Here is a 23,452-nt window from a genome sequence, read left to right as displayed (position 1 = left end):
ATGAAATCAAATCTGGTGACAATTCTTGTCCATCGAGCTTGCTGGCCACTTCGAAGATGGTTGTCGATGCAACGTGAGAGTTTCGAGGCGCGGTCGACCGCCGACGAGGACTGAGGCTAAAATCGAAATCACGCCCAGCCTTCGGGTTGGATGGAAAACTCTTCGCCGTTCTCGTTCTACTTGGCGCGATCGCTATTCTCATCACAGCGGTTCGTGGCTACTTTCGCGCCCGTGATGCGATTGAAGCGGTGATATTTGATCACCTCACGGCAGCCCGCCAGAACAAGGTTCGCCAGGTCGAAACCTACTTCCGCACGGTCCAGAATGAGCTGCGGCTAACTGTGTGAGAAGGTCAGTAACTGGTATGGCGACAATTTCATCCCCCAGATGGCACGGGTGCTGGGCCGAGAGCCGGCGCTCACTGACTATCTTCCGGTCGGAACTGCTCCATACTACCTGCAGTACCACTATATCGTTACCAATCCGAACCAGCCGGTAGCATTGCGTTGAGGAGCGGATGTCGTGTCATGGGGAAGAGTGAGTGAGCTCGACAGTCGCTGGTCTCGTGTCATTGGGGGCTCTAGCCAAAAGGCACCTTGCTTCGTAGACACTTACCATACAATAAAGCCTTTCGGCGCCACCGAACGGGCTGATAGTGCCCGTTTGGGTTGCTACCTTCCACTTCAATGCCCGCCGAGCACCAGCGTCTGCACCGGCAGCATCAAGGCCTGCATGCGCAGGATCATCGCATGGACGAGGCCCACGGTGTCGACCACATGCAGATAGGCCCAGCGGCCGGTGCTGATATCGGGTGACTCGAGCTCGTCGTGGCTGTTGGTATAGGCATTGGCGATGCAGCTGCTGCCAGGCGGGACGTCCTCGAGGACGCCGGGATAGAGCGGCTCCATTATCACGGTGAGCGTGCCGGGCTGCGAGATCTGGGTGACGTCGATCAGCTGGTCGCTGGCGCGCACCTGGCCGGCAGCGATCACCTCCTGCACCTCTGTGACGACGAGCGGAATGATGGTGAACGGCTTGCCGACGCAGGTCGCCTCGCCGATCATGCCGGGCTTCATCACCTGAGCCTCGATCTGCCCGAAGCCGGCCACCAGCCGGGCCCGGCCCGCGTCTTCCGGCACGAGCACGCCCGCTGGCCTCAGCAGCGGGTTGACCACTTCGCCGACCCGGAGCGTGAACTGCTGCAGCGTGCCGGAGACACCGGCACGAACGGTGGCCTTGGTGATATCGACCTCCGCCTGCTTCAGAGCCGCCTCAGCGCTCGCCTTCTGCGAAGGCAGCAGTGACTGCAGTTTGGTCTCCAGCGTCTGCTTGTTGGACTGGGCCGCGGTCAGCGCACCCTTGCTGCCTTCAAGCGCGACCTGCCGGCGTTCGATTTCGCGCCGGGCGACCACGTTGGGGTTCAGCCGGTTGAGTTCGACCTGGGTGTCGTACTCGTCCTGTGCCTGCTGCACGGCCGCCTGGGCCTGCACGATCGCGCCATCGGCGGCGACGAGCTCGGTGCGCGCGACGGTCATCTCGGCATCGACCTCGGCGATCTGCCGGCGCGCGACCTCGGCGGCGGCTTCCTCTTCCGAGCTGTCGAGCTTGAACAACGGCTGGCCGGCCTCCACCTTCTCGAAGCGGGTCGCATAGATCTCCGAAACACGCCCGCCGGCCTCCGGCAGGACCGCGACCGTGCGGAACGCCGCGGTGACGTTTTTCGTCGACGGGTGGAAGTAGAAGATCAGCGTGATCAGCGAGATCGTCAGGATGATGCAGGCGGTGATACCGTAACGCAGTTCGAACCAGACGGAGTAGAGCGTGATCTCCTTGCCGAACCTTTTGCCCTGGACATAGCGGCGGAAGAGATAATCCGGAAGGATCGTGAGCATCGAGCAAAGCATGAATTCAAACATAGCTCAGGCCTTCCCTTCCACCGACGGCTGTTCTGCAGGTGCGGCCGGATGGTCCGCGGCCGGCTCGGGCTCACCCGGCACCGGTTCACTGGCTGGATCCACCTTGCCGGCGATCCTCTCCAGCGAACGGGAGATCGACGAGAGCGGCGACGAAAAGTCCGGCAGGTCGATCAGCGCCAGGATCAGTGCCGCGATCCAGAAGATGTTGTTGTGGGTCACCAGCGAGATCAGCCCCAGCACCGCCACCAGCTCGTACTGAACCTTGTGGCTCTTGTGCGCCATGGTTTCCGGCAGCGAATGCAGCCTGAGATAGAAGGTGCCGAGGGCGAAGATCGCCAGGACCATGAAGATGACAACGACGTTGAAGAGGACGTCACTTTGCCCCGGCGCGGTGATGAAGGGTGGCAAGTGGTGGATGGCAATTGGATGTATGCTGTCGGACATGGTTTTTCCCCGAACGCGCGGACCAATAGGATTATCAAGTAGACGGAAGAAGCGCTATCCAGTTGGAACACGGCATTGAACTTGGCGCTTTTCGATTGTCGAGCCGGCCTCGATATTCGGATCCTGCAGAAAAAGCGGAACCTGCGGCGGAGAGAACCCATTTCATGCGGATATGTCCTGAGCAGGTACGCAGCATTATTTCACGAGCTCTTGCGGTTTCAGGTCGTCTTCAAGTGTCGTATCGGATGAGCGCGGTCGCGCCCGCCCGCTCAAGGGCCGCTCGACCAACGTTGCCGGTGCTGCAACTGCGGTCGCAGCGACGTTACCTATATTCGTAACCGTTCCACCGACAACAGCCGTAATGCCCTGTCCAAGGGTGACGTTTGAATCGGTGAGTGTTTGTCCCTTCATCAGGCGCTGGCCGATGAGCTGAACAATTGCAGGGCTTTCGGCGAATTTGCCATGGCTCAGGCTGTCTTCGGTATCCAACGTCGTCAGATCCACCGCGGTAATGCCGGCCTTTTCGAGTTTTGACCGGTACGGTTCTTCCGCGGGGTTGATGGCGCCCAGTCTCGAAACCTTGCCCGTAATGAAACTGGATACGGCAAGCGCCTTATCGTCCTGAGACACGAAAATCGTGAACTTTGGCCGCGGTTCTCCCATCTCCACGTACTGCTTGGCAAACACCTGAATATCAATGTCCGGCGACGCGAGAATAACATTGTGAATCTTTGAATTCACATGTCCGTCCCGAATCCCCATTTGACGGAGTGATTCCATCGCCAGCCACGTCCCCATCGAGTGGGCCATGACTGTAATGTCCTTTACGTTCGGATCGGCTGCGAGTGTACGAAGCGCCTGCTCCAACGCCGTGCGCGAGTAGTTCGTGCTTTCCTTGTCATACTGGTAGGCGGTAATTTCAGCGCGCGACGGCCAGGTAAATAACACCGGCGTCGCCTGCATCCCGCTATCGTGAACAATCTGCGCCAGTCGGAAGACCGACTCTTCGTACTTGTTGTTGAAGCCGTGTATGAAGACAAGTGCATGGCCGCCATTCACATGCTGCTTGAACCAGGCCCGGCCCTCATCCACCGTCGCGATCTGTTGGACGTTCGTCACGGCGAAGTCCGTCGCCGGGTTTGGGGGAAGGCTCTTTGGCCATTGAACGGTTCCAGACTGCCGCTTGGGCGGCAGCGAAACCGAGACCTGAGTAAGAGAGGGCACAGGGCTTCGTTCCCCGTTGAAAAGGGTAGCCGGATCGCCGGAAGGTTCACGCGTCGTCGCCACCAGCATGTCAACTTTCGAAGTTGTCACGTTCGAAGCAGGAGGCGAGACCGGCGTCATCACGCCGCTTGGATGTCCACAGCCAGACAGAACGAGGAGAAGAAGAAGTGCAGAGTTCCGTTTACTCATCAATGCGTCCCAAACCGGCTGGAGAGGATCTCCGTCTGCCGGGACGCTTATCATCTCGAAGCTAGTTGCCGGCGTAGCTTCGCGTAACCTCTATGCCTTACGACGAGGCGTCGCTGATCAGTTGGTCGCGCTTGGAGAGCTATCGATTTCTGCACCAGCCGCGCGCAAGCCGGCAAAAATCCGTTCCCGATCTTCCTGGCGCGCGATGCGCACTGAGATCTCTCGGGCGATATTCGGCATGAGCTTGGGGGTGTGTTGGTTGAGCCAGTTTAGCTCGTTTCTGGCCTCATCGATCCGGCCCGCGGCCCCAAGAATGGCCGTCAAGACCATGTGGTGCATCGGATTGTAATCGAGATCGGACATTCGCGACCAGAGCTCCGCCGCCCCCAAGTCACCGTCGATGAATGCACAGAGCGCCATCCCAACCTCGAAGTACCCCTTCGGGCCGGCTCCCTTGCTCACAGCGTTCGAGATAAGTCCGCACCCGGTCTCCCATTTACCGGACATCGCCAGGCGCAAACCGTACTCTCCAGCAACCTCTGTATCGTTGGGGTTGATGGCATAGGCAGCCGCACCGGCCCGCAATGCCGATTGGATATCGTTTCTGAAAACGCTGGCGAGCATAAGTGCCTGCAGCGCGCGGGCGTTTTGGGGATCGAGTTCGACTGCGTGCTGAGCCAGCTTGAAAGATGTCTCGAGCGAGGCCGGAACCGGTTTCGCGCCAAGCTTATAGGAAAAACGCACCTCATCGAGAAAGAGAAGCGACAGAAACGCCTGCATCGTCGCATCGGACGGCGCCCGGGTGGTCGCCTTTTCCAGACAATCTTTCGCGACTTCGTGGGCGGGTTGCGTCATCTCGGTTCGATAACTGTAGTAGGCCAAGGTGCAGGTGTAGGCGTCCCATCCGCCTACACTCTGGGACGCAATATCTTTCGTGTCGGTCTGGAAGATCACGCCGAACGGCTGAGCGACTGCGGTAGCGATGTCTTTTGCAAGGGCGCCTTGAATTTCAAATGCGCTTTGCGCGCGCAAATCTGAATCGTAGTTGTTCGCCCAGATGATTACCCCATCCGAACGCCGAACGAGCCGTGCAATTGATCGGACCTTTTCATTTTCCAATCTCACAGAGCCCTGGAGGATGTAGCCTGAAGTGGTCCGGTTACGTCCAGCAGATGCCGTCCCCTCAGTAACAATGATCTCTTTGAACTTGACCAGATTGCCGATGATCTCTTCTGTCAGCCCCATCGAGAGACTGGAAGAGCGATCGCTCACCACAACATCCCGGAAGCGCTCCACCGCAATGGCCGGGCGAGTGGTTGCGGTAGCCTCGGATGCAACACCGTAATCTGTGTCACCTGCTCTTATCAGCAGCGTGGAGGTGACCACCACGCCCACCACAGCAGCAGCAAGCAGCGCCTGCACCGGAAATCCGATGCGAAACCTGGCTTTCGGACGCTCCGGGGTCGCAGGCTGAGACGCAAGCCCATCCTCGATCTGGGCTAGCGTCTCAGTTCCTGCCTGCTCGACACCTTTGAACTCACGATTGAATTCGAAGGCCGGCACGTAGCCACCTTTCGGAATAGTGATGACCACTCGTTCGTTTGAACCCGACAGCAGGTAGTATCGCTCCAGTTCGCGACGGATTCGGCCAGCTTCAATTCGAACGACCGGATCGTTCTGCGCGTCAAAGGTGTCTCTTCGCCCGAATACATCATGTGCAATGGTGAATGCCTTCAGGTACTCGGCACGACCCTCGAGGGTTTCATTGACAACAAACTTTAGGAAGTTTCGAGCCCGTTCAGGAAGATGGAATTTGTCGCTTGAAAGGATACGGTCCAGTTGTGCTCGCACGTCATCGGCAGAGGGTCCTTCGAATTGCTCTTTGCCTGAACTTGCAGCGACCATCGGATCCCTTTCGAAGACGCCCGAGCCCAACTTATAGGCGATCGGGTTACAAATTGCCCTTCCTCGAACCACCCTATATTTAGAACTCGCGCAAGAATAGCCGTAAGCAAAAAATCTTTTAAATCAACTACTCCGCTGATCGGCATCGGTCCATTTCCCGTAATCTCTGCTCTGAGGCTGTCAGGGGACCCAAGGGTATCCCGTCCCGTATTGTCGCGTATCATACCTGTGCAACCAAGATGATCCGCCTACTATCCATCAGGGGTCGAGACAATCTGTCGTGGGCGGGGGGGGAGTATGGAAGCGCGATTGAATTCAAACGTCGGTAGCCCGGGGCTCCAGGCGGCGTTGAGCCGCTTTCCTGACAAGTCTGTTCAGATACGACAGCTTCTGCTTGGTCGCGAGAGTTTCCGTGGATTGTGCGATGACCTGGCTGTTGCTGACGAAGCCCTGGGCAGGGTCGATATGTATTCGACCGATCTACGCGAAGAACGCCGACGAGAATACGAAGAGCTGATTGAGGCGCTCGTTCAGGAAATTCGGGAATTCCTGGCGTGACGGGAGATGGCCCGCCATAATTGTCTGCTCGTGCGCTGCGGCTTCAACTGCAGATCGTTTTTAGGGCTTCCATATCCAGGATTTCGATGCGCCGAGAGCCATCGAGCCTGATCAGCTTGCCTCGCTTCAATCTTGTCATGGCACGCGAAATCGTTTCGATGGTTAAGCCGAGGTAGTCCGCAACGTCGCTACGAGGCATCGGCAACTCGAATTCATGGGCGCCATGGTGCCGAGCCGACATTTCCAGCAGAAACGCGGCGACGCGTTCATCCGCGCTCGGTCGGCCAACGACGAGCTGTTGCTCCTGCGCGGATGACAGTGCCAAGAATATAGATGATAGGGGCACGGCCCTATCGTTCGGGCTGGCATTCACGGAAAGAATTCCGCTCGACCCAATTGCTTCAGCACTGAACTTCCGGCGCTTGTCACGTTCAATCCCGAACCATTCTCCCGCCATATGAAATGAAAGGATCTGACGCCGACCACTTGTGAGCATTCGGTAGACGCGCACGGCCCCGAAAGCGACACGGAAGGCGCGGTCCGCCGTGTCCCCGGTGCAGTAAATTTCCTGGCCATCCGTAAAAGTTAGAAGTGGAGAAGCTTCATTGAGATGAGTGCGGCTCCTGGTCCATATTTCTACAGTCATGTGACCTCGACAGACGGCGGCAACAATGCGCCCGTGGATGTAAATGCAATCAAAATTAGGCCGGACGAAAAGTCATACTGATGACAATAAGGGGCTCACGCGCACGCACAGCGTAACTTACGCGAATTTACGACAGCAGCCCGATGGCGCTCTTTCGCGAGCGAATGCGGCCATGTCTATTCACTTCTGGGCCGACCATAGTTTGCATTAGGACGCGTCGTCCTCGTGCTTGGAGAGGTGTTTATGATCCGGAAGACGACCATCCTACTTGGCAGTGCCATTGCCATGATGCTCTCATCACCGTCGAGCCAGGCAATCGCGCAGCAGTCGGCAAGCGCCCCGGCGGCCGAGCAGCAGACAGCGCCGGAACCGCTCAGCGACGACGAACTCGAAATCCTCGTCGCCCGCATCGCGCTCTATCCGGACGAACTGGTGGCCTTGATCTCCGCTGCGGCTCTCTATCCGCTGCAGATCGTCGAGGCGGAGCGCTTCCTCGAGGCACGCCAGAAGAAGCCCGACATGAAGCCGAAGGACGATTGGGACGGCAGCGTCATCTCGCTGCTCAACTATCCCCAGATCGTCAAGATGATGGCCGAAGACCTCGACTGGAACCAGTCCTTCGGTGATGCGATCGCCAATCAGCAGAAGGACGTGCTGATCGCGATACAGCAACTGCGCGACGAGGCGGTCGCCAAGAACATCATCAAGACGGACGACAAGGTAAAAGTGGTCCAGGAAGGCGACAATGTCGTCATCCAGGCGGCGAACCCGGAAACGATCTACGTGCCGCAGTATCCGCCGGAGATGCTGTACGAGCCGAATTATGCACCAACACCGATCAGCTACTATGACGAGCCCTCTCCCGCCTACTGGTATCCGGGCGCGACCTTCTTTGCAGGTGCTGTGACGGGTGCTGCCTTCGCAGCAATCGTCGACTGGGACGATTGGGGCGTGTGGGGCGGCCGCTGGAACGGCGGTGACGTCGACATCGACTGCAACAATTGCTTCAACAACATCAACGGCAAGGTCAAGTGGAACGACGTCGACTGGAAGAATGTCGACCGCAGCAAGATCAAATTCGACAGCACCCAGTTTCAGAAGTTCGACCGGACCAACATCAAGAACAACATCAAGGCCGACGGCAACAACAACCTGCGCAACCGCGCCAACGAGATCAATCGCGAGCGCCCGAACGCGCGGCCCGCTGGCGGCGGCAGCGCCGGCCAGATCAGGGATGTGCGCAAGAGCACGTTAGATGGACTGAAAGCGCAGCAGCGGTCCGCGACCCGTCCTGCCGATGGTCAGGCGACAAGACCGAAGGCCGGTGACGCCAAGGCAGGCGCCAACCGTCCGCAAGCAAAGCAGACCCCGGCAAACCGACCCGCAGGCAAGCCGAAGATGGGCGGCAAGGCCGAGAATCGACCCGTGAACCCGTCGGGGCTCGGCAACGTCAATTCCGGCCGGCGCGAGGTCAATTCGTCGAAGCGTGGTGGACAGAGCATGGGTGGCGGCCAGCGTGGCGGCGGGCGGCCACAAGCGACCCGCGGCGGTGGCAAACCTCCAATCCACCGCGGTGGCGGCGGCGGTGGGCGCGGCGGCGGCAGACGATAGTCAGATAGGAGAACGACCATGACAAAGCTCTTTCATCCGCTTCTCCTTGGGACGGCGATCGCTCTCACGTTGGCCGCCGTGCCGCTCAACGCCTTCTCGCAGACAAAGGCGCCGGCGGAACAGGCACCAACGGATCAAATGGCGGCCGGCCTCGACGCCTATGCGGCGGACGAAGATCCTCCGGTCTTCGATGACCCAGCCAAGGCGGTCGACGAATTCAAGGCGAAGCTCGCCGCCAATGATTTCGACGGTCTGGCGAAGCTTTTGGGGCTCAATGCCGAGAAGCTGAAGGCCGGTGAAGGGACGATGGATACCTTTGCGCTCATCCGTGAAGGTGCCGCCCGCAATGTGATCGTACGCGATCTCGAAGGGCGCAAGATCATCCAGATCGGCGATCGGCTCTGGCCGCTGCCATTCCCGATCACCAAGGGCGAAGACGGCAAATGGGCCTTCGACACCTATGTCGGGCTCGAGGAGATCGTCAATCGCCGCGTCGGCGAGAACGAACTGGAGGCAATCGACACGGTACAGGCCTATGTCGATGCCCAGAGGGAATATGCCTCTGAGGATCGCGACGCCGATGGCGTGCTCGAATATGCCCAGAAGCTGATCAGTAGCCCGGGCCTGACCGACGGGCTTTACTGGCCGGCTGACCAGGGCGATGGTGAAAGCCCGGTCGGCGATGCGATCAGCGAAGCTGCGCTGGAAAAGGCAAAGGCCGGCCAAGGGTATTTCGGCTACCGTTTCCGCATCCTGATATCGCAGGGCGATAACATCGCCGGCGGCCATTATGACTATGTCATCAACGGCAACATGATCGGCGGCTTTGCATTGATCGCCTGGCCGGCAAGCTATGCCGAGACCGGCGTCAAGACCTTCGTCGTCAACCAGCAAGGTATCGTCTACGAACGCGATCTCGGGCCGAATACCGAAGAGATCGTGCCCTTCATCGACAGCTTCGATCCCGACGACAAATGGGACGTCGTGCCCGATTGACTCTTCGCGTTATCGAGACACAAACATGCCATTTACTTTGCCTCCCCTGCCATTGCTCGCGAACCTGGATGGTTACCGTGCCGGCTGGCTGCGCAACGATATCTCCGCAGGACTTGCCATTGCCGCCGTTGGCCTGCCAAGCGCCATCGCCTACCCGGCCATAGCTGGACTGCCGGCCGAAACCGGCCTCTATGCCAGCATAACGCCGCTCATCGCCTACGCACTTTTCGGGCCATCGCGCCAACTGATCGTTGGACCGGATGCTGCGACGATGACCGTGCTGGCCGCGGTTCTGACAACGGTTTTCGCTACGCCCGGCACCACGGTCGACCGCGTGACAGCCGCTGCGCTGCTGGCGCTGATCGTCGGTATCCTTTGCCTGATTGCCCGCCTCGTGCGGCTCGGGGTGCTGGCAACCTTTCTGTCACGTCCGATCCTGACCGGTTTCTTCGCCGGCATCTCCCTGTCCATCCTGGTTGGGCAGATCAAGCGTTTTACCGGCGTCAGCATCGAGTCCGAGGGTCTGATATCGCCGGTGGTCGAACTTCTGCGCCAAGCCGGTTCGATCCATTGGCCCACCCTGGCATTTGCCTTGGCCTGCTTCGCGCTCCTGCAAGTGGCCCGCATCTATCGATCGCCCATACCAGGACCGGTCATCGTCGTCTTCGTCGCCGTGCTGCTTTCCTTTCTCTTCGACTTCGAAGGGCGCGGCATGGCGGTTGTCGGCGACATACCGCAGGGGTTACCGTCGTTTACCCTGCCGCGCCTCGGGAACCTGCCGATTGACGCCCTACTGACGGGCGGAGCCGCCATCTTCCTCGTCAGTTTCGGCTCCGGTGTCATCACGGCGCGCAGTTTCGCGACGCTCGGTGGCTATCGTGTCGATCCAAATCGCGAACTGACAGGCTTCGGTGCAGCAAATTTCGCCGCCGGGCTGTTCGGGGCGTTTCCGGTGACCGCTTCGGATTCCCGTACCGCCGTGAACTTTGCTGTCGGTGGTAGATCGCAAATCGCAAGCCTGGTTGCCGCTGCGACCCTGATGGCCGTGCTCCTGTTTCTCGGCAACATTCTGCGCGTCCTGCCGATCGCGGCGCTCGGCGCTATCCTTGCGGCGACCGCACTCAGCCTGATCGACATCAAGGGCCTCAGGCGGATATGGCGCGTCAACCGGATCGAGTTCGTTTTTGCCCTGATCGCGCTCTGGGGGCCGATCGGCCTCGGCGTCTTGACCGGCGTGGTCATCGCGATTGCCGCGACACTGATCTATCTGCTGCTGCAGACCATGTATCCGCACGACGCGATGCTTGGCAGAATCCCCGGCCGGGACGGTTTCTACAAGCTGCATCGAGCACCGGACGCACGCCCGGTGCCGGGCTTTGGCGCCTGCATGATCCAGGACAGCCTGCTTTTCTACAACGCGGACTATGTGCGGGCGCGCTTGACGGCGATCGCCGACGAACTGCCGCCCCCTGCGCATTGGCTGGTCATCGATGCCAGTGCGATCCCGCAGATCGACAGCACCGCAGCCGAGATGCTCGGGGATCTCGCCGAGGAACTGAAGGCGCGCGACATTGCGCTCGGTACGGCGGAACTGCACACGGATGCCCGCGCCCTGCTTGAGCGAGCCGGCATCATCGAAAGAATCGGACCCAACATGATCTTCGAGGGCATGGAGGACGCGCTCGACGCTTACGAAGCCCGGTACGGCGAAAGCCAGGTGCCGAAAGGGGAAGCTGTGGCGAACTCCAACGCCATGGGAACTGCACAAAACTTCGAAACGGGAGAGACAGATGGGAAAACACGAAGGCAAGAAAAAGAATAAGGACAAGAACGGCCCCGACAAGGTTGTCGAAGCGTCTGCACCCGCAGAAGAGCGATCATCCGGTGGCTACGCCAAGGAGCTCGCCCGGCTGCAAGAAGAGATTGCGCACCTGCAGGCCTGGGTGAAAAAGACCGGCGCCCGCATCGTCATCATCTTCGAAGGCCGCGATGCTGCCGGCAAGGGCGGCGTGATCCGGCGACTTACCGAGCGCGTCAGCCCCCGCGTCTTCAGGGTAACGGCCCTGCCAGCGCCGACGGAGCGGGAAAAGTCGCAGATCTACATGCAGCGCTACATCCAGCATCTGCCGGCAGCCGGCGAAGTGGTGATCTTCGACCGCTCCTGGTACAACCGCCCGGGTGTGGAGCGCGTCATGGGCTTCACCTCCGAAGACAGCGCCCGGCGCTTCCTCGAACTCGCGCCGCGCTTCGAAGCGGCAATGGTCGAAAGCGGCATCGTCCTGCTGAAATACTTCCTCGACGTCAGCGAGAAGGAGCAGGAACGCCGGTTCCGTCAGCGCATCGCCGATCCATTGCGCCAGTGGAAGCTTAGCCCGATGGACGTCGAGTCCTATCAGCGCTGGTGGGACTATACCCGGGCTTACAACGAGATGATCCGCATGACGGACACGGAGTATGCCCCCTGGTGGATCGTGCCGTCGGACGACAAGAAGCGGGCGCGGATCAACTGCATCTCGCACATTCTTGCCTCGATCCCCTACGAGCGCGTGAAGTTCACCGAGCCGGACCTCGGCAAACGCCAGAAACGACCGGATGACTTCGAGCACGACGACCACGTTCGCAGAACGGTGCCTGACGTTGCTTAAAGCGCATAAGCCCGCGCCGAAAGGCGCGGGCTTACCGAAACGGTCGATCGTTCCCTGAGCACAGGAAATGTAGTGCCGCCACCGCTCACTCCGACGCCGATGGCGGTGATGCTCAGGCCTTGTCCGGAGCCCAGTTCAGGAAGAACCCGACGTCGCCGGGCACGCCGCCCGGAAAGTTGATGATCATCGCCTTCAACTTGTAGCCTTGCGGCTTGCCGTGCTGCTGATAGCGATCGAAGAACTCCTTTGCCTTGCCCTGCAGGGTCTGAGGCCAGTCGCGATCACCGCTGTTGATGGCGCGGCCGCTGTCGGTGCATAGCTCGGACGGGAAGCTATAAACCATAGCTTCAAACTTGCCGGCCTTGACGGCGTTCGTCACAAGGCGGCGAACGATGGCGATCTCCTCCTCGGTCACCTGCTTCTTGAGGAAATCTGCGGCAAAGTCGGCGTGTTTCTCTTCCTCAATCGTCCTCAATCGCCGATCTTTGTCCATCTCCTCCATTTCCCGCTGGAGGATCTGCATTCGGAGGTCCTGTGCACTCGGAGGTGTGCCGGCATTCTTATTCTCAGCCATCACGTCGATCCATTTCAAGCAAATGGGACCACTGTGACATCGGACTACACGGTTGCCGTGCGCCGCAAGCCAAAGACGTCCCGCAAGTACATCCAAGGGAACCCGATCGGCATACCAATTCGGGGACGAAGCATTTTCGAATATGAGCCGCCTCTTGTCCGAGGTCTCTCTATTTGTTGATCTTTCTCACTTCCAAACGGGATAGCCGATGCGGGCTAATCCCCCACAAGGCTATCCTAAAATACTACAACCGCAAGCTTATAATTCCGTCGCTATGTGCGCTTTGGACCCCCGTGGATTCACTTTCGCTAGCGCCCCGCGCTCCAGGAAGAACCGGCCTTGGAATTGCTCCTAAACAGTGGGCGTCACCCGAGCGAAATCGCCGGCGCCCGCGGTCTCCATCCTCGCAAACTTCACCTTGTCCCCCTACAAGTCGCAAATGAGATTTAGTGCCCCCTAATATCTATTGACTGAATCGCGCGCTATGCGAGGCTGTATGTTCTTGGTTGTCACGCTTTGCAGGAATTCTTCATGTTTTTGGTCCGCAGCGATCTCGACGAGGCCATCAAGCGATGGCGCGACATCATCATGACCTCCTTGCCATGGGATCGCCTTGGCGGCTACGTCGCATTGCGCAATCATGATTTGACGATCGAACTTCACGACATCGACGAAGATACTGATCTCCTGATCTTTGTGACCGACGGCGAAGCGCTGGCCGAACGGTTCCGTTTAGCTTTCCCGTTCGTTGTGACATACGGAGGTAATCCCGGTTACCCGCTGGAATATCTGGTTTGGCTTTCATTTCACATGCAAGCGAACTTCAAACGGTTGGGTGTCCTCGAGGTGAGCGCGACATACGAGGACGAAGATGGCGACATCGAAACCATGTCTGCCGTGGCTATGGGTTTCTCACGGCAGACCGACCTTGAAGACTTTATGACCTGGTTTGATGGCAAGGACTTGAGCCAGGATCCCCTGTTCGGTTACGAGGTTTATGTCGCCGAAGTCAGAAGCCCCTCACCCTCGTCCCTGAGCGATTGTTCCGCGGTAGTTTGAACAGGTTGGTACCTCCGAAACAAACGTTGCGCGACATCATCTTGTCGTTGAGCGATTCGTATTTCGCGTGCTAGCGCCGTGCCGGCCATGCCAAGGACTTAAGCCGAGACGCCTTGTTTGGGCATATACGTCTGCCAGGTGCGAAAAGCTACGGCAGTTATTCGCGCTGCTCACCCGCATCATCCGTTCGCATCTGGCGCAGCATGCTTCGCCCCGCAACAAGCATCTCGATAAGGAATGCCAGAAGTGATCCGATAAGCGACAGGATTGCACCGCCAAAGAACCAGAAGAGATTTTCTTCACGAAACCCGAACTGGAGTGCGCCAGCAAGCAGATTGAGGATAGCCCAACCGGTGCAGATCGCCGCAAATGTGCCAAGGGCGACTGCTATTTCCAAGGCCAACGTTCGCCGTCGCAGATAATCCAGTTGCGTCCGTCGCACCTCGCCCCTTTCGCCTTTCTCCTGTATCGCATTGAGCCTCTCCGACACCCTGCCAAGCCGGATCTCATAGACGCCGACGAAACCGGCTGTGCCAGCAAGTAGGAAAACAGGCGCCAGCGCGGTTTGCACAATAGAGGCAAGGTCATTGACGATTGCAGGAGGTTCCATGTGCGGTCCTCAAGTATGGGCGGATAGCGTCTTTTTGATCTATAGCGGCCCTCTCGTTAGGCAATCAAAAGCTCCGATTTGCACCAAACCGGCGTCTTAATTTACGAGCACGGCCAGGCGGCCGGGGCCGCCATGTCGCTTCTCTAACCCTCCCAAGCTATGACGACTTTGACATCGGCGCACGACAGAGGCACGGCACTAGGTTGCGTGATGTTCGCAGCCTCACTCGCCTCCACGAATATTTTGTGACGAGACAATTTACTGTTTTCCCCGCTGCGGCTCTCGTCTAGAGTTCGTGTTGCGCTCGCGCTCGCTTCAGGGTGGTGCGCAGTTGAGGGCGCAGCATGGATGACAGGAATGCGTGTCAACAAGCACACAGTGCCGTCACTGAAGATGAGGCGCGTGCTGCACTTGACCGTTTGCTTGCCGATCGTAAGTTCCATGCGACCGATCGTCACCGGAAACTCCTGCGCTACCTGATCGATGAATTCTTCGCGGGCCGCTCCGGGCGGGTCAAAGCCTATACTATCGCGATCGATGTTTTCGGCCGTCCAACCACCTTCGATGCGGCAACCGATCCAATCGTGCGTGTGGAGGTCTCGCGGCTGCGCGCAGCGCTGGCGCAATATCACGATAATTTCGGCGAGAAAGCGGGGCTCCGCATCGAGCTGCCCAAGGGCAACTACGTTCCGCATTTCACGACCAGCGGCCGGTCCCCTGCCCCTTCAGGAATCGCGATCTCCCCCGTAGAAAGGAGGCGCAAGCCGGACGAACCGGAAGCGATCCCCGCCATCGTCCAGCCCAAACGCCGTCGCTTCACTCTGATCGCGGGCGCTGTCGCAGGAGCCGCGGTAATGGGCGGTGCGGCCTATCTCTCGTTCGTTGAGCGCTTTCCCTGGCAACCGGTGCTTTCTGCGAAGCCGACGATCGTTATCATCGTCCCGACCGCAAGCGGAGCCGATGCCGAAGAACAAAGGAAGGCGAGCGACTACCTCGTTCATGCGCTATCGCATTTTTCCGGCGTGCGCACCCTCACGCAGAGACCGGCAGCCGGCGTTGACGGATCATCGCAGAGCGGCAAGGAATATCACGTTTCAATCGCTTACAACGTCGCCTCGCACGAGCATCGGGTTTCGTGGCAGGTGGTGGATGCACAAAGCAATGAGGCCTTGCGAGCGGGCACGGCGAAAGCCGACATCGACAGCAGTGACGCACGCGCCGTCCAGGAAAAGCTGCTGACCCGGCTCGCCGGCTCGCTTGCAGGTGAGGAAGGTGTCATCGTCAGTCTGGAGGCCGCGGGGCAGCTCGTGTCGCCGTCGCTCGGATACGGTTGCGTGCTGCTAGCCTATGCCTCCCTGGCGCGGATCGACCCGGAAGGCTTGGCTTCAGCACGTACCTGCCTGGAACGGTCGGTAACTTATCAGGCGGTCGATGCCGATGTGCTTGCGAGTCTGGCCATGGTGCTGGTGGCGACCGGTGAGGCAAGCGCCTCGCCGACGGCGGCGGCGCGGGCGATGGAGCTCGCGGACAAAGCCGTGGCTCTCGCACCGCAATCAAGCCAAAGCTATGTCGCCCAGATGCAGGCACGCTTCGTCGGCGGCGACAAGGAGGCGGCGTTCCTGTCCGGCCGCCGCGCCGCCGCACTCAATCCGCTGGATGATGCCATCCCCGCTCGGCTCGGTCTGCTGTTCTTCGTCAGTGGGGACTATTCTGAGGGCGTGCGCCTCGCGCGGGTGGCGGAAGCGGGCTGCGACTATCTGCACCGCGACGCAGCGCTTACCCTGGCCCTGGATGACTATCGAAACGGCAAGTATCGCGACGCGCTGACACGCGCGCGCCAACTGGCCAACCCCGCCGATACCGCAGTCAACATCCTGCGTATGGCATCGGCTGGCCAACTCAGCCTGACCCGTGAGGCCACCAACGCCCTTGGCGGGCTTCGTTGGACTAAGCGCGGTTTGCCGCAATCAGCCGAGACAGAACTTGCTGCGCGAGGATACGCGCCGGACTTGATCGCGTTGATCGACGAGGGTCTTAGCAAGGCGGGCGTTCGCCTTGCCAGTCTGCCGTGATCTCTGAGTAGACGCGGGATTTAAACTCCGTTCCGTGCTGACTTCCTCGAAGGGAATTCGCAACGGCAATTGACCACCTTGGCCTCGACAGACAGGCCGGTGAATCCATAACGCGAAGCTCAAGCACTTTCTAGAATAATGATAATGAGAGACGCTGTTCATTGGAAAAGGTCCGGTCGGCAACGGACACCCAACTGTGCTTCAGAATTTTATTCTGGCACCTCCAAGAACGGCAAAACTGTCCTGGAGATCGGCTGTCCTTTGCTCCAAGGAATGGGTCCGAGCTCCCAGGTAAAGTTCCGTCTGCAGATAGTCGAGGTTCTGGACAACCTGCGCTCCGAAGGAGTCGCTCTTGCTCCCCATTCCCGCAATGTCCTTGCCGAAATAGGCGTCGACCGAGAACGCCGTCTTGCCGACGTCGAAAATATCGGCCTGATAACCAACCTTCACATAACCGTAGCGCCCGTCGACCGTTTCCTTATCCGAATAGCCCGCCGCAAGGGTAAGGCTGAGACCGGTATCCAGATGCAACACGGAAACGGACGCGTCGTAGATCGAATTACCGTCGCCCGGCCTCGAAAAGGCAATTGCGCCACCGACTTTGAAGGCATCGTAGGTCTCATCATATCGGACCGCCATGTCCCAGACGGTGACGTCGGTTTCCTCCGGGACGACTTGCGTGCCGACCGACGTCGCAAAACTGAAACCGCCGAACGATGGGGTGTCATACCGGACGCGGAACTTGCGGCTGAGGCCGTCATAGTTGGTGAATGCGTCTTTGACCCGGACCGTCGACAGCGTGCCGTCATCGTTGCGGAAAAACGGCCCACCGGCCATGTCGGAAACAAGCGAATAGCCGACGACGGTGGTTCCGGACAGATCGACCTCGGCTGTCGCATCCGAGGCCATGCTGCCCTGGCCGAACCAGAATCTGCCGTAATCCTTCGAGTCGAGATAAATTTCCGCCTTGCGTAGCAGGTCAGTCCCCCAATCGAAGTGATCCTCGTTCAACTGGTTCACATTGGTGGTCGAGTAGGGGTTCCATTCCCATTCGAGATTGGCGCCGAACGACCAGCCTTTTTCCATGAGCGTGTAGATGCGAAATCCCGCGCGCGAGGACGAGTTACCGTTGTCGACCGGAAAGTAATTTTCCGTTGTCCCGCCATCATCGTAGATCAGCAGGCCCTTGTTGATCTGGCCATAGAATTCCAGATAGGCATTGTCGTCGCCCAGCCGCAGCTTGGGAAGCCAATGCTCCGGCGCCTTGCTGACCTCCACAGGCCGCGCCGCAGGTTTTGGCGGTTCCTGCGCCGCCGCCGATCCCGCGGTTGCCAGCGCCGCGATGAAGAGCAAGGGCGGCGCGATGTATAGTGTCTGTCGCATCTAAAGCACCTTTAGGCCTTGGTCGTGTCACACTGTCGATTCGCAGTCAGTATTTTCTTTTTCACTGTGTAAGTCTGTTGCAAAAATGTAACCGTGCAGAAGTGTTGCCGCCAATTGGTGGAATCTGCCGTTCTTCATCCTGCGACGATACCGACGATCACAGTCCCCCAGGTGGTGAGCAGGATGTGCCCGATGGGGACCGCGGGCGTGTAGCCAAGGACAGCAACCGTGCTCCCGGACCTGTCCTGGACGGCTGCCATGCCGGCCGTCATCGTCTGCGCCCCGGCAAGCCCGCCCAGGAGCAGGATGGGGTTCATTCCAAGCACGTAACGCCCGAAGTAAAGGCCGACAATCATCGGAACCGTGGTGACGATCATGCCCCCGAAAAGAAGCCCGATCCCGGCCTCGGCGATTGCCGATGCAAAGACAGGCCCGGCATGAAGACCCGTCATCGCGACAAAGGCGGCAAGACCCAGCGCGGTCATGAGTGATACCGCGGCGTCTGGTATTCGGCCGAAGAGCGGGAAGCGCGTGCGCAGATGGCCGACGACCAACCCGGCGAGGAGTGTACCCACACTGGTGCTGAGCGAAATCCGCATGTCGCCGATGGGAAACGTGACGAGAACACCGACAAGCCCGCCCAGGAAGATAGCAAGGCCGAGCACCAGGAAGTCGGTCGCCGCGGGCGGTGCGACCACGACGCCAATGCGCTTGGCGGCGCTCGATACAACGGCCTCCGGCCCCACGAGGCGCAGGATATCGCCGCGCTCGACCGTGATCCCTGACGCGATGGGAATATCCTGGCTCCCGCGCGTAATGGTGCGCAGATAAAGGCTGCGGGTCCAGCTTTCCTTGGCGACATCGGCGATGCTTCGACCCTTGAGATCAGGGCTTGTGAGCAGCACATCGCAGATCGAAACCGGGACATCGAGCAGTTCGCGGTCCTCGATCTCTTCGGCGCGCGGCCCAAGGACACTTACCAACGCTTCCCTCGTCCCGGAGACAGCGACGATGTCACCGGGCTCGATCACGACATCCGGGGCCGCCTCGATGATCGAGCCGCCCCGGCGCAGACGTTGAATGAAAAGTCTGTGTTCCGGAAGCGCCGCCTCGGCGGCGGCTATCGACATGCCGGCGGCCGGTGCGCCAGCCACAATCTGGTAGGCGCGAATCTCGAACCTGTGCCAGGCGGAGGAGACCCCAGCCGTCTTGCGGGTGATGCCGTATTCCTTCTCCAGCTTCAGCGCCTCGGCCACGAGGTCGATGCCAAGCAACCAGGGGCCGACGACGCTGCAGAAGAGAATGACGCCAACCGCGCCGAAGACGTAGCAGACCGCGTCAGCCACGGCGATGTGCGCCACGAACCGCGCGCGGTCGGCCTCGGGCAGCGGTAGCGCATTGATCGCTTCCGTTGCAGTGCCCATCGCCGGGCTTTCGGTGAGCGAACCGGACAAAAGCCCGGCCGCAAAACCGGGATCCAGTCCAAGGAGTTTCGCAATGACGACGGACATGAGCAGCCCGGTGACACAGACGACGACCGCGAGCAGAACGGGCTTCATTCCGTCCCGCTTCAAAGCCTGCAGGAACTGTGGCCCGACCGAGTAGCCGATGCCAAAGAGGAACAAAAGGAACAGGAACGATTTTGCCATGCCGGCAACCGGGACGTCGGCGAACTGCCCGATCAGGATGCCGGCAAACAGTGAGCCGGTAACCGGTCCGAGACTGAAGCCACGCAACTTGAGACCACCGATCAGGTATCCGATGCTGATCGCAAGGAACACCGCAAGCTCGGGATACTTGATCAGGAATTGCTCAACCCAAATCATCACCAGACTCGTTCCCCCTCACCCAGATCCGAGGCTTTGACGCGTTCACTGCCGCCCCAAACCCTCATGCAAAATCGGTGCGCCCCAATGAACTGCAGCGACAAACGGGCTGTCAGTCACCCCTTCGAAAAGCTCTGGCTGCATGCGCTACTCCCCAGAAAGCGCAAGTTCATCATGCGGATAAAACCACGTCGGAGCGCCTCCACATCGCAGCCGCTATCGCGCTTTTGACTGACGCTTCGCTTTCGCGGCGACAGCATCGGGCTTGACCAACTTCAGTCCGCGCGCCTTCTCGTAGCCATGGATCTCTTTCACATCCAGTTTGCGCATGAAGTCGATCGTCTCCTGCGTCAGCACTTGCCCCGGCACCATGATCGGGAACCCTGGAGGATAGGGAATGACGAAGTTGGCGGAGACCATTTCCGGACCTTCCTTCAGCCGCTTGTCGCACTCGGCTCCAATCAGCGGCACGTATTCGCAAACCGAAGCATCATAGGCGTGGAAGAAGGCGGCACGCATATCGCCCTCCGGCGTCGTCCGGCCCGCATCGCCGCGGTAAACCTCATGGAAGTGACTGAAATTGGGAAGGTCGGGCACATCCGTCATCAGCGACTTTACGCGCGCGGCAAAAGCAGCACGCTCGCCCTCTCCGCCGTCGGCGAGCCGCTTTTCGATATCATGGCAGATTTCCACCAGAACGCGAACGAGGTGCGCAATATCGCTGCGGGTATTGTTGATGTTGGATTGCAGCAGCACACTGTTGCGCGACGTCTTGTTCAGCTGGATATCATACTCGTTCGCCAGCAGCCCCTTGAACTGCGTCCCGTCGAAACCAGCCGTTCCGCACACCAGCGTCATACGCGTGGGATCGAGATAGAACTCGTCCTCCTTCATCGCCTTGACCGCCGTGGCCCAGGTAGAGCCAGGCGCCAGGTAATCCTTAAACCCTGACTGGCGATACTCTGCCGGGATCATCTGATCGGCGCCAAGGACGTGGAAGTATTTCGAGATCAGCGGGTGCTCGTTGATCGCCCGGCGGATCTTCAGCGCGATCTCGATCGCGTTCATCACCAGCCCATAGCCGTCGAGTTCCATCTGCCTGCGTGCAACATCAAGACTGGCGATCAGCTGCTGGTTCGGGCTGGTCGAGGCATGGGTGAAAACCGCCTCGTGGAACTGAGCTTCGACATCGTGAAAATCCACGTCCTTGACCAGCAGCATAGAGCCCTGGCGGATTGCTGACATGGATTTATGCGTGGAGTTGGTCTGGTAGACCCGAAGGCGGACAAGGCGCGGATCCGGGATCAGGCGAGCGGCAAGCAGCGCTTCGTCGGAGGGATTCTTGCCAAGGTCGGCGCTTTGCTTTTCGTAGGCGCTGACAGAGGCCGGATCGCGCAGCCAGTCTTCGATGTCGGCCGCCGCCCCCATGGCCGTGCGTGGACGCAGGAAGGGCGAAAACCGGGCAAATCCGGACCACGCCTCGTCCCAGAGAAAGATGAGGTCGGGCTTGATGGCGAGGCATTCCTCCATCACCCGTCTGACGTTGTACATATGTCCGTCGAACGTGCAGTTGGTAAGGTCAAGCAGCTTCAAACGGTCGAGGCGACCTTCGGCCCTTAGCGCCAGCAGCGCACGCTTGATGGTCGCCAGCGGCACGGCGCCATACATCGAATACTCCGTCATCGGGAACGCCTCGACGTAGTATGGTTGGGCACCCGTCAGCACCATGCCGTAGTGGTGCGACTTATGGCAGTTTCGGTCGACCACCGCGATATCGCCTGGCGCCAGAAGCGCCTGCACGGCCATCTTGTTGGAAGTGGAGGTGCCATTGGTCACGAAGAAGACGTGGTCAGCGCCAAAGGCACGGGCCGCCAATTCCTGGGACCGCTTGATGGTGCCGGTTGGCTCCAACAGGCTATCGAGACCACCGGTTGTCGCGCTGCTTTCCGCCAGGAACAGGTTGAGCCCGTAGAATTCCCCCATGTCGCGGATCCAGTCCGACTTGAAGACGGATTTGCCGCGGGCGATGGGCAAGGCATGAAATGTACCGATCGGTCTGCGCGCATATTTCTTCAGATTATCGAAGAACGGGGTTTCGTAGCGCTCCTGCACGCCTTCAAGGATGGCGAGATGCAGTTCCAGCGGCTCCTCGACCGCGTAGAACACCCGCCGGATGGCATCGGCCGTCGGGTCGCCGGCAATTTTCTCGACTTGGCGGTCGGAAAGCAAATACACGTCGAGCTCCGGCCGGATATGCTTCAATCCGCGCGCCAGGCGGAGCGCCGACATGTCCGGCCCCTCGGTTTCGCCAAGCGGATCAAGCACCGAGCGAAGCACAGGCGCGTCGTGGCGCGAGCGGTACGGAAATCCCTCGGCGAGGACGACGGCTATGATGTCGGGGTTCAATGCGGCCGCGCAGAACGCATCCTCGAACGAACCCACCAGAACGGGCTCGTAGATGAAGCCATCCTCCGGCCGGCGCAACCGGCGGATCTCGGCTGCGAAGGCGTCCCATCGGGAGGCCGGCTGGCTGTTGACGAACAGAACCTCGAAATAGGGCCGGCGCCCGCCCGCCTCACCGGTTCCGGGCGGCATGATGTCGGCCACCTCGGTTGCAGACATCTCGTCGTGGACGTCCCATTCGCTCGGACGGCCCCGATAGGAATGGGTAAGCAGCCCGTTGGAGATTCGTCGCGCAAGCTTTGCTGCCCCGGTGGCATCATCGGTGGCGATGCGCTCTGCCAGTGCCGAAAGCAACCGCCCCCCCGGATAGGCGTGGTACTCCTCCGCCGCCCGTACCGCTGCAATCGCCGCCTCCAGCGCTGCCCGATCGCCACGCTTGGCGGCCCAGGCGTCCGCGAGTGTCGTGATCTCGCGCCAATTGTCTGCACGTCCCGAATGGATGAGCAGAAACTGATCAACATGTACGGTGTTGTTCGGCATAACACGCTCCCGATAGTGTTCCGACTGGGCTGAGGCAGCGATAATTCAGGTTGCGACGCGCAACGCATTAAGACCGGCTGCAGGAGGGGGCCCGATAAAATGCAATCGGGAAACCCTCTATCTATCTGTTTTCGCAAGTCTTCTTTTTGAAGACCGCCACTGCGCGACCTGAAGAGGCTCTAGGTCATCATCATCACGAGCACCATGCCCCAGATCGTCAGCAGGGTGTTGCCGACGGCATAAGTCACGGTGTAGCCGAGCCCAGGAATCTGGCTCTTGGCCCGATCGTTGATCATGCCCAACGAGGCAGTCGTCGTACGCGCGCCGGAGCAGCACCCCAGAAGAATGGCGGGATGGAACCGGAACACGTATTTCCCAACATACATTGCCAGCACCAGTGGCACGGTCGTTGCAAATATGCCCCAAAGGAACAGGCTGAAACCAAGCTGCTGCAAGCCGGCGACGAAACCCGGGCCCGAGGAAATGCCGACCACGGCGATGAAGACATTCAGACCGACCGAGTTCATGAACCAGACGGTCGAGGTCGGTATGCGCCCGAATTTCGGCCGCACGGAGCGCAGCCAGCCGAAGAAAAGCCCGGAAATCAATGCACCTCCGGACGTGGATAGGGTAAACGGCACATCGCCGACCTTGTAGACGAGCGCACCGATCAAGGCGCCGATGGCAATTGCGGCGCCGATGAAGGCGACATCGGCAATGTCAGTCGGCCGGTCGGCCACACCCAGTGCTTTGGCGGCAGCCGCGGTGTCCTGCGTTCGCCCGACGATCGTCAGGATATCGCCGCGGTGGACTTGCGTGTTCGGAAGGATCGGAATTTCCGTCGCCGTAGC

17 protein-coding genes and 2 pseudogenes are annotated in these 23,452 nt (G+C 59.7%); 8 read left to right on the top strand and 11 right to left on the bottom strand.

All coding sequences use genetic code 11. The annotated features are described in order from the left end of the window. Nucleotides 1-110: 110 nt before the first annotated feature. Nucleotides 111-489, top strand: a pseudogene (locus IB277_RS38295) (adenylate/guanylate cyclase domain-containing protein); the annotation flags it as partial. Nucleotides 490-683: 194 nt separating this feature from the next. On the opposite strand, the gene IB277_RS29975 reads toward IB277_RS38295, so the two are convergent. From IB277_RS29975 to IB277_RS29960, 4 genes are all read right to left on the bottom strand, one after another. Further along, nucleotides 684-1,916: an HlyD family secretion protein gene (locus tag IB277_RS29975; protein ID WP_192372357.1), complete on the bottom strand. Its 1,233-nt coding sequence runs from the start codon at nucleotides 1,914-1,916 to the stop codon at nucleotides 684-686. Between the two features lie 3 nt (nucleotides 1,917-1,919). Further along, the gene (locus tag IB277_RS29970; RefSeq protein WP_192372355.1) at nucleotides 1,920-2,360 is read right to left on the bottom strand and encodes a hypothetical protein; all 441 of its coding nucleotides are present in this window, start codon (nucleotides 2,358-2,360) and stop codon (nucleotides 1,920-1,922) included. Between the two features lie 195 nt (nucleotides 2,361-2,555). Next, complete coding sequence (locus tag IB277_RS29965; RefSeq protein WP_192372353.1) at nucleotides 2,556-3,773, bottom strand: alpha/beta hydrolase; 1,218 nt, start codon at nucleotides 3,771-3,773, stop codon at nucleotides 2,556-2,558. Between the two features lie 117 nt (nucleotides 3,774-3,890). Then, nucleotides 3,891-5,678 (bottom strand): hypothetical protein, encoded by a 1,788-nt coding sequence (locus tag IB277_RS29960; RefSeq protein WP_192372351.1) that lies wholly within the window; start codon nucleotides 5,676-5,678, stop codon nucleotides 3,891-3,893. 297 nt (nucleotides 5,679-5,975) lie between these two features. Between IB277_RS29960 and IB277_RS29955 the strand changes: the two genes are divergently transcribed. Beyond that, a complete protein-coding gene (locus tag IB277_RS29955) occupies nucleotides 5,976-6,236 on the top strand; it encodes a hypothetical protein (RefSeq protein ID WP_192372349.1) in 261 nt (86 codons plus the stop codon). A 43-nt stretch (nucleotides 6,237-6,279) separates the two neighbouring features. On the opposite strand, the gene IB277_RS29950 is transcribed toward IB277_RS29955, so the two are convergent. Continuing rightward, nucleotides 6,280-6,882 carry a helix-turn-helix domain-containing protein gene (locus tag IB277_RS29950; protein ID WP_192372347.1) on the bottom strand — a complete coding sequence of 201 codons (603 nt, stop codon included), beginning with the start codon at nucleotides 6,880-6,882 and terminating at the stop codon, nucleotides 6,280-6,282. A 243-nt stretch (nucleotides 6,883-7,125) separates the two neighbouring features. On the opposite strand from IB277_RS29950, the gene IB277_RS29945 reads away from it, so the two are divergent. The 4 genes from IB277_RS29945 to ppk2 are packed head-to-tail and all read left to right on the top strand — an operon-like array spanning nucleotide 7,126 to nucleotide 12,134. Next, complete coding sequence (locus tag IB277_RS29945) at nucleotides 7,126-8,493, top strand: DUF3300 domain-containing protein (RefSeq protein ID WP_192372345.1); 1,368 nt, start codon at nucleotides 7,126-7,128, stop codon at nucleotides 8,491-8,493. 18 nt (nucleotides 8,494-8,511) lie between these two features. Further along, a complete protein-coding gene (locus IB277_RS29940; RefSeq protein WP_192372343.1) occupies nucleotides 8,512-9,489 on the top strand; it encodes a DUF2950 domain-containing protein in 978 nt (325 codons plus the stop codon). 25 nt (nucleotides 9,490-9,514) lie between these two features. Then, the gene (locus IB277_RS29935) at nucleotides 9,515-11,311 is read left to right on the top strand and encodes a SulP family inorganic anion transporter (RefSeq protein ID WP_192372341.1); all 1,797 of its coding nucleotides are present in this window, start codon (nucleotides 9,515-9,517) and stop codon (nucleotides 11,309-11,311) included. After that, nucleotides 11,280-12,134 carry a polyphosphate kinase 2 gene (ppk2, locus tag IB277_RS29930; RefSeq protein WP_192372340.1) on the top strand — a complete coding sequence of 285 codons (855 nt, stop codon included), beginning with the start codon at nucleotides 11,280-11,282 and terminating at the stop codon, nucleotides 12,132-12,134. Before IB277_RS29935 ends, ppk2 begins: the two co-directional genes overlap by 32 nt. A 112-nt stretch (nucleotides 12,135-12,246) precedes the next feature. Here ppk2 and IB277_RS29925 read toward each other — a convergent pair whose 3' ends face one another. Next, complete coding sequence (locus tag IB277_RS29925) at nucleotides 12,247-12,708, bottom strand: histidine kinase (RefSeq protein ID WP_192372479.1); 462 nt, start codon at nucleotides 12,706-12,708, stop codon at nucleotides 12,247-12,249. 531 nt (nucleotides 12,709-13,239) lie between these two features. On the opposite strand from IB277_RS29925, the gene IB277_RS29920 reads away from it, so the two are divergent. Next, entirely contained in the window at nucleotides 13,240-13,767 is a 528-nt protein-coding gene (locus tag IB277_RS29920) for a hypothetical protein (RefSeq protein WP_192372338.1), read from the top strand. 157 nt (nucleotides 13,768-13,924) lie between these two features. On the opposite strand, the gene IB277_RS29915 is transcribed toward IB277_RS29920, so the two are convergent. Then, nucleotides 13,925-14,377 (bottom strand): DUF2721 domain-containing protein, encoded by a 453-nt coding sequence (locus IB277_RS29915; RefSeq protein ID WP_192372336.1) that lies wholly within the window; start codon nucleotides 14,375-14,377, stop codon nucleotides 13,925-13,927. A 344-nt stretch (nucleotides 14,378-14,721) separates the two neighbouring features. Between IB277_RS29915 and IB277_RS29910 the strand changes: the two genes are divergently transcribed. Next, nucleotides 14,722-16,449: a tetratricopeptide repeat protein gene (locus tag IB277_RS29910; protein ID WP_192372334.1), complete on the top strand. Its 1,728-nt coding sequence runs from the start codon at nucleotides 14,722-14,724 to the stop codon at nucleotides 16,447-16,449. 201 nt (nucleotides 16,450-16,650) lie between these two features. Here IB277_RS29910 and IB277_RS29905 read toward each other — a convergent pair whose 3' ends face one another. The 4 genes and pseudogenes from IB277_RS29905 to IB277_RS29890 all read right to left on the bottom strand — a co-directional run. Then, entirely contained in the window at nucleotides 16,651-17,832 is a 1,182-nt protein-coding gene (locus IB277_RS29905; protein WP_192372332.1) for a porin, read from the bottom strand. A gap of 134 nt (nucleotides 17,833-17,966) precedes the next feature. Continuing rightward, nucleotides 17,967-19,658: an aspartate-alanine antiporter gene (aspT, locus tag IB277_RS29900; protein ID WP_192372477.1), complete on the bottom strand. Its 1,692-nt coding sequence runs from the start codon at nucleotides 19,656-19,658 to the stop codon at nucleotides 17,967-17,969. Nucleotides 19,659-19,874: 216 nt separating this feature from the next. Then, complete coding sequence (locus tag IB277_RS29895; RefSeq protein ID WP_192372330.1) at nucleotides 19,875-22,601, bottom strand: decarboxylase; 2,727 nt, start codon at nucleotides 22,599-22,601, stop codon at nucleotides 19,875-19,877. Nucleotides 22,602-22,780: 179 nt separating this feature from the next. After that, nucleotides 22,781-23,452 (bottom strand): annotated as a pseudogene (locus tag IB277_RS29890) (aspartate-alanine antiporter); the annotation flags it as partial.

This window comes from Ensifer sp. ENS07 (genome assembly GCF_014852185.1).
GTDB lineage: Bacteria > Pseudomonadota > Alphaproteobacteria > Rhizobiales > Rhizobiaceae > Ensifer > Ensifer adhaerens.
This window is presented reverse-complemented; position numbering and strand designations above follow the sequence as displayed.

What these genes read in the sequence shown, in the direction of transcription:
- IB277_RS29975 (WP_192372357.1), bottom strand. Translation starts at nt 1,916, where the DNA reads ATGTTTGAATTCATGCTTTGCTCGATGCTCACGATCCTTCCGGATTAT.
- IB277_RS29970 (WP_192372355.1), bottom strand. Translation starts at nt 2,360, where the DNA reads ATGTCCGACAGCATACATCCAATTGCCATCCACCACTTGCCACCCTTC.
- IB277_RS29965 (WP_192372353.1), bottom strand. Translation starts at nt 3,773, where the DNA reads ATGAGTAAACGGAACTCTGCACTTCTTCTTCTCCTCGTTCTGTCTGGC.
- IB277_RS29960 (WP_192372351.1), bottom strand. Translation starts at nt 5,678, where the DNA reads ATGGTCGCTGCAAGTTCAGGCAAAGAGCAATTCGAAGGACCCTCTGCC.
- IB277_RS29955 (WP_192372349.1), top strand. Translation starts at nt 5,976, where the DNA reads ATGGAAGCGCGATTGAATTCAAACGTCGGTAGCCCGGGGCTCCAGGCG.
- IB277_RS29950 (WP_192372347.1), bottom strand. Translation starts at nt 6,882, where the DNA reads ATGACTGTAGAAATATGGACCAGGAGCCGCACTCATCTCAATGAAGCT.
- IB277_RS29945 (WP_192372345.1), top strand. Translation starts at nt 7,126, where the DNA reads ATGATCCGGAAGACGACCATCCTACTTGGCAGTGCCATTGCCATGATG.
- IB277_RS29940 (WP_192372343.1), top strand. Translation starts at nt 8,512, where the DNA reads ATGACAAAGCTCTTTCATCCGCTTCTCCTTGGGACGGCGATCGCTCTC.
- IB277_RS29935 (WP_192372341.1), top strand. Translation starts at nt 9,515, where the DNA reads ATGCCATTTACTTTGCCTCCCCTGCCATTGCTCGCGAACCTGGATGGT.
- ppk2 (WP_192372340.1), top strand. Translation starts at nt 11,280, where the DNA reads ATGGGAAAACACGAAGGCAAGAAAAAGAATAAGGACAAGAACGGCCCC.
- IB277_RS29925 (WP_192372479.1), bottom strand. Translation starts at nt 12,708, where the DNA reads ATGGCTGAGAATAAGAATGCCGGCACACCTCCGAGTGCACAGGACCTC.
- IB277_RS29920 (WP_192372338.1), top strand. Translation starts at nt 13,240, where the DNA reads ATGTTTTTGGTCCGCAGCGATCTCGACGAGGCCATCAAGCGATGGCGC.
- IB277_RS29915 (WP_192372336.1), bottom strand. Translation starts at nt 14,377, where the DNA reads ATGGAACCTCCTGCAATCGTCAATGACCTTGCCTCTATTGTGCAAACC.
- IB277_RS29910 (WP_192372334.1), top strand. Translation starts at nt 14,722, where the DNA reads ATGGATGACAGGAATGCGTGTCAACAAGCACACAGTGCCGTCACTGAA.
- IB277_RS29905 (WP_192372332.1), bottom strand. Translation starts at nt 17,832, where the DNA reads ATGCGACAGACACTATACATCGCGCCGCCCTTGCTCTTCATCGCGGCG.
- aspT (WP_192372477.1), bottom strand. Translation starts at nt 19,658, where the DNA reads ATGATTTGGGTTGAGCAATTCCTGATCAAGTATCCCGAGCTTGCGGTG.
- IB277_RS29895 (WP_192372330.1), bottom strand. Translation starts at nt 22,601, where the DNA reads ATGCCGAACAACACCGTACATGTTGATCAGTTTCTGCTCATCCATTCG.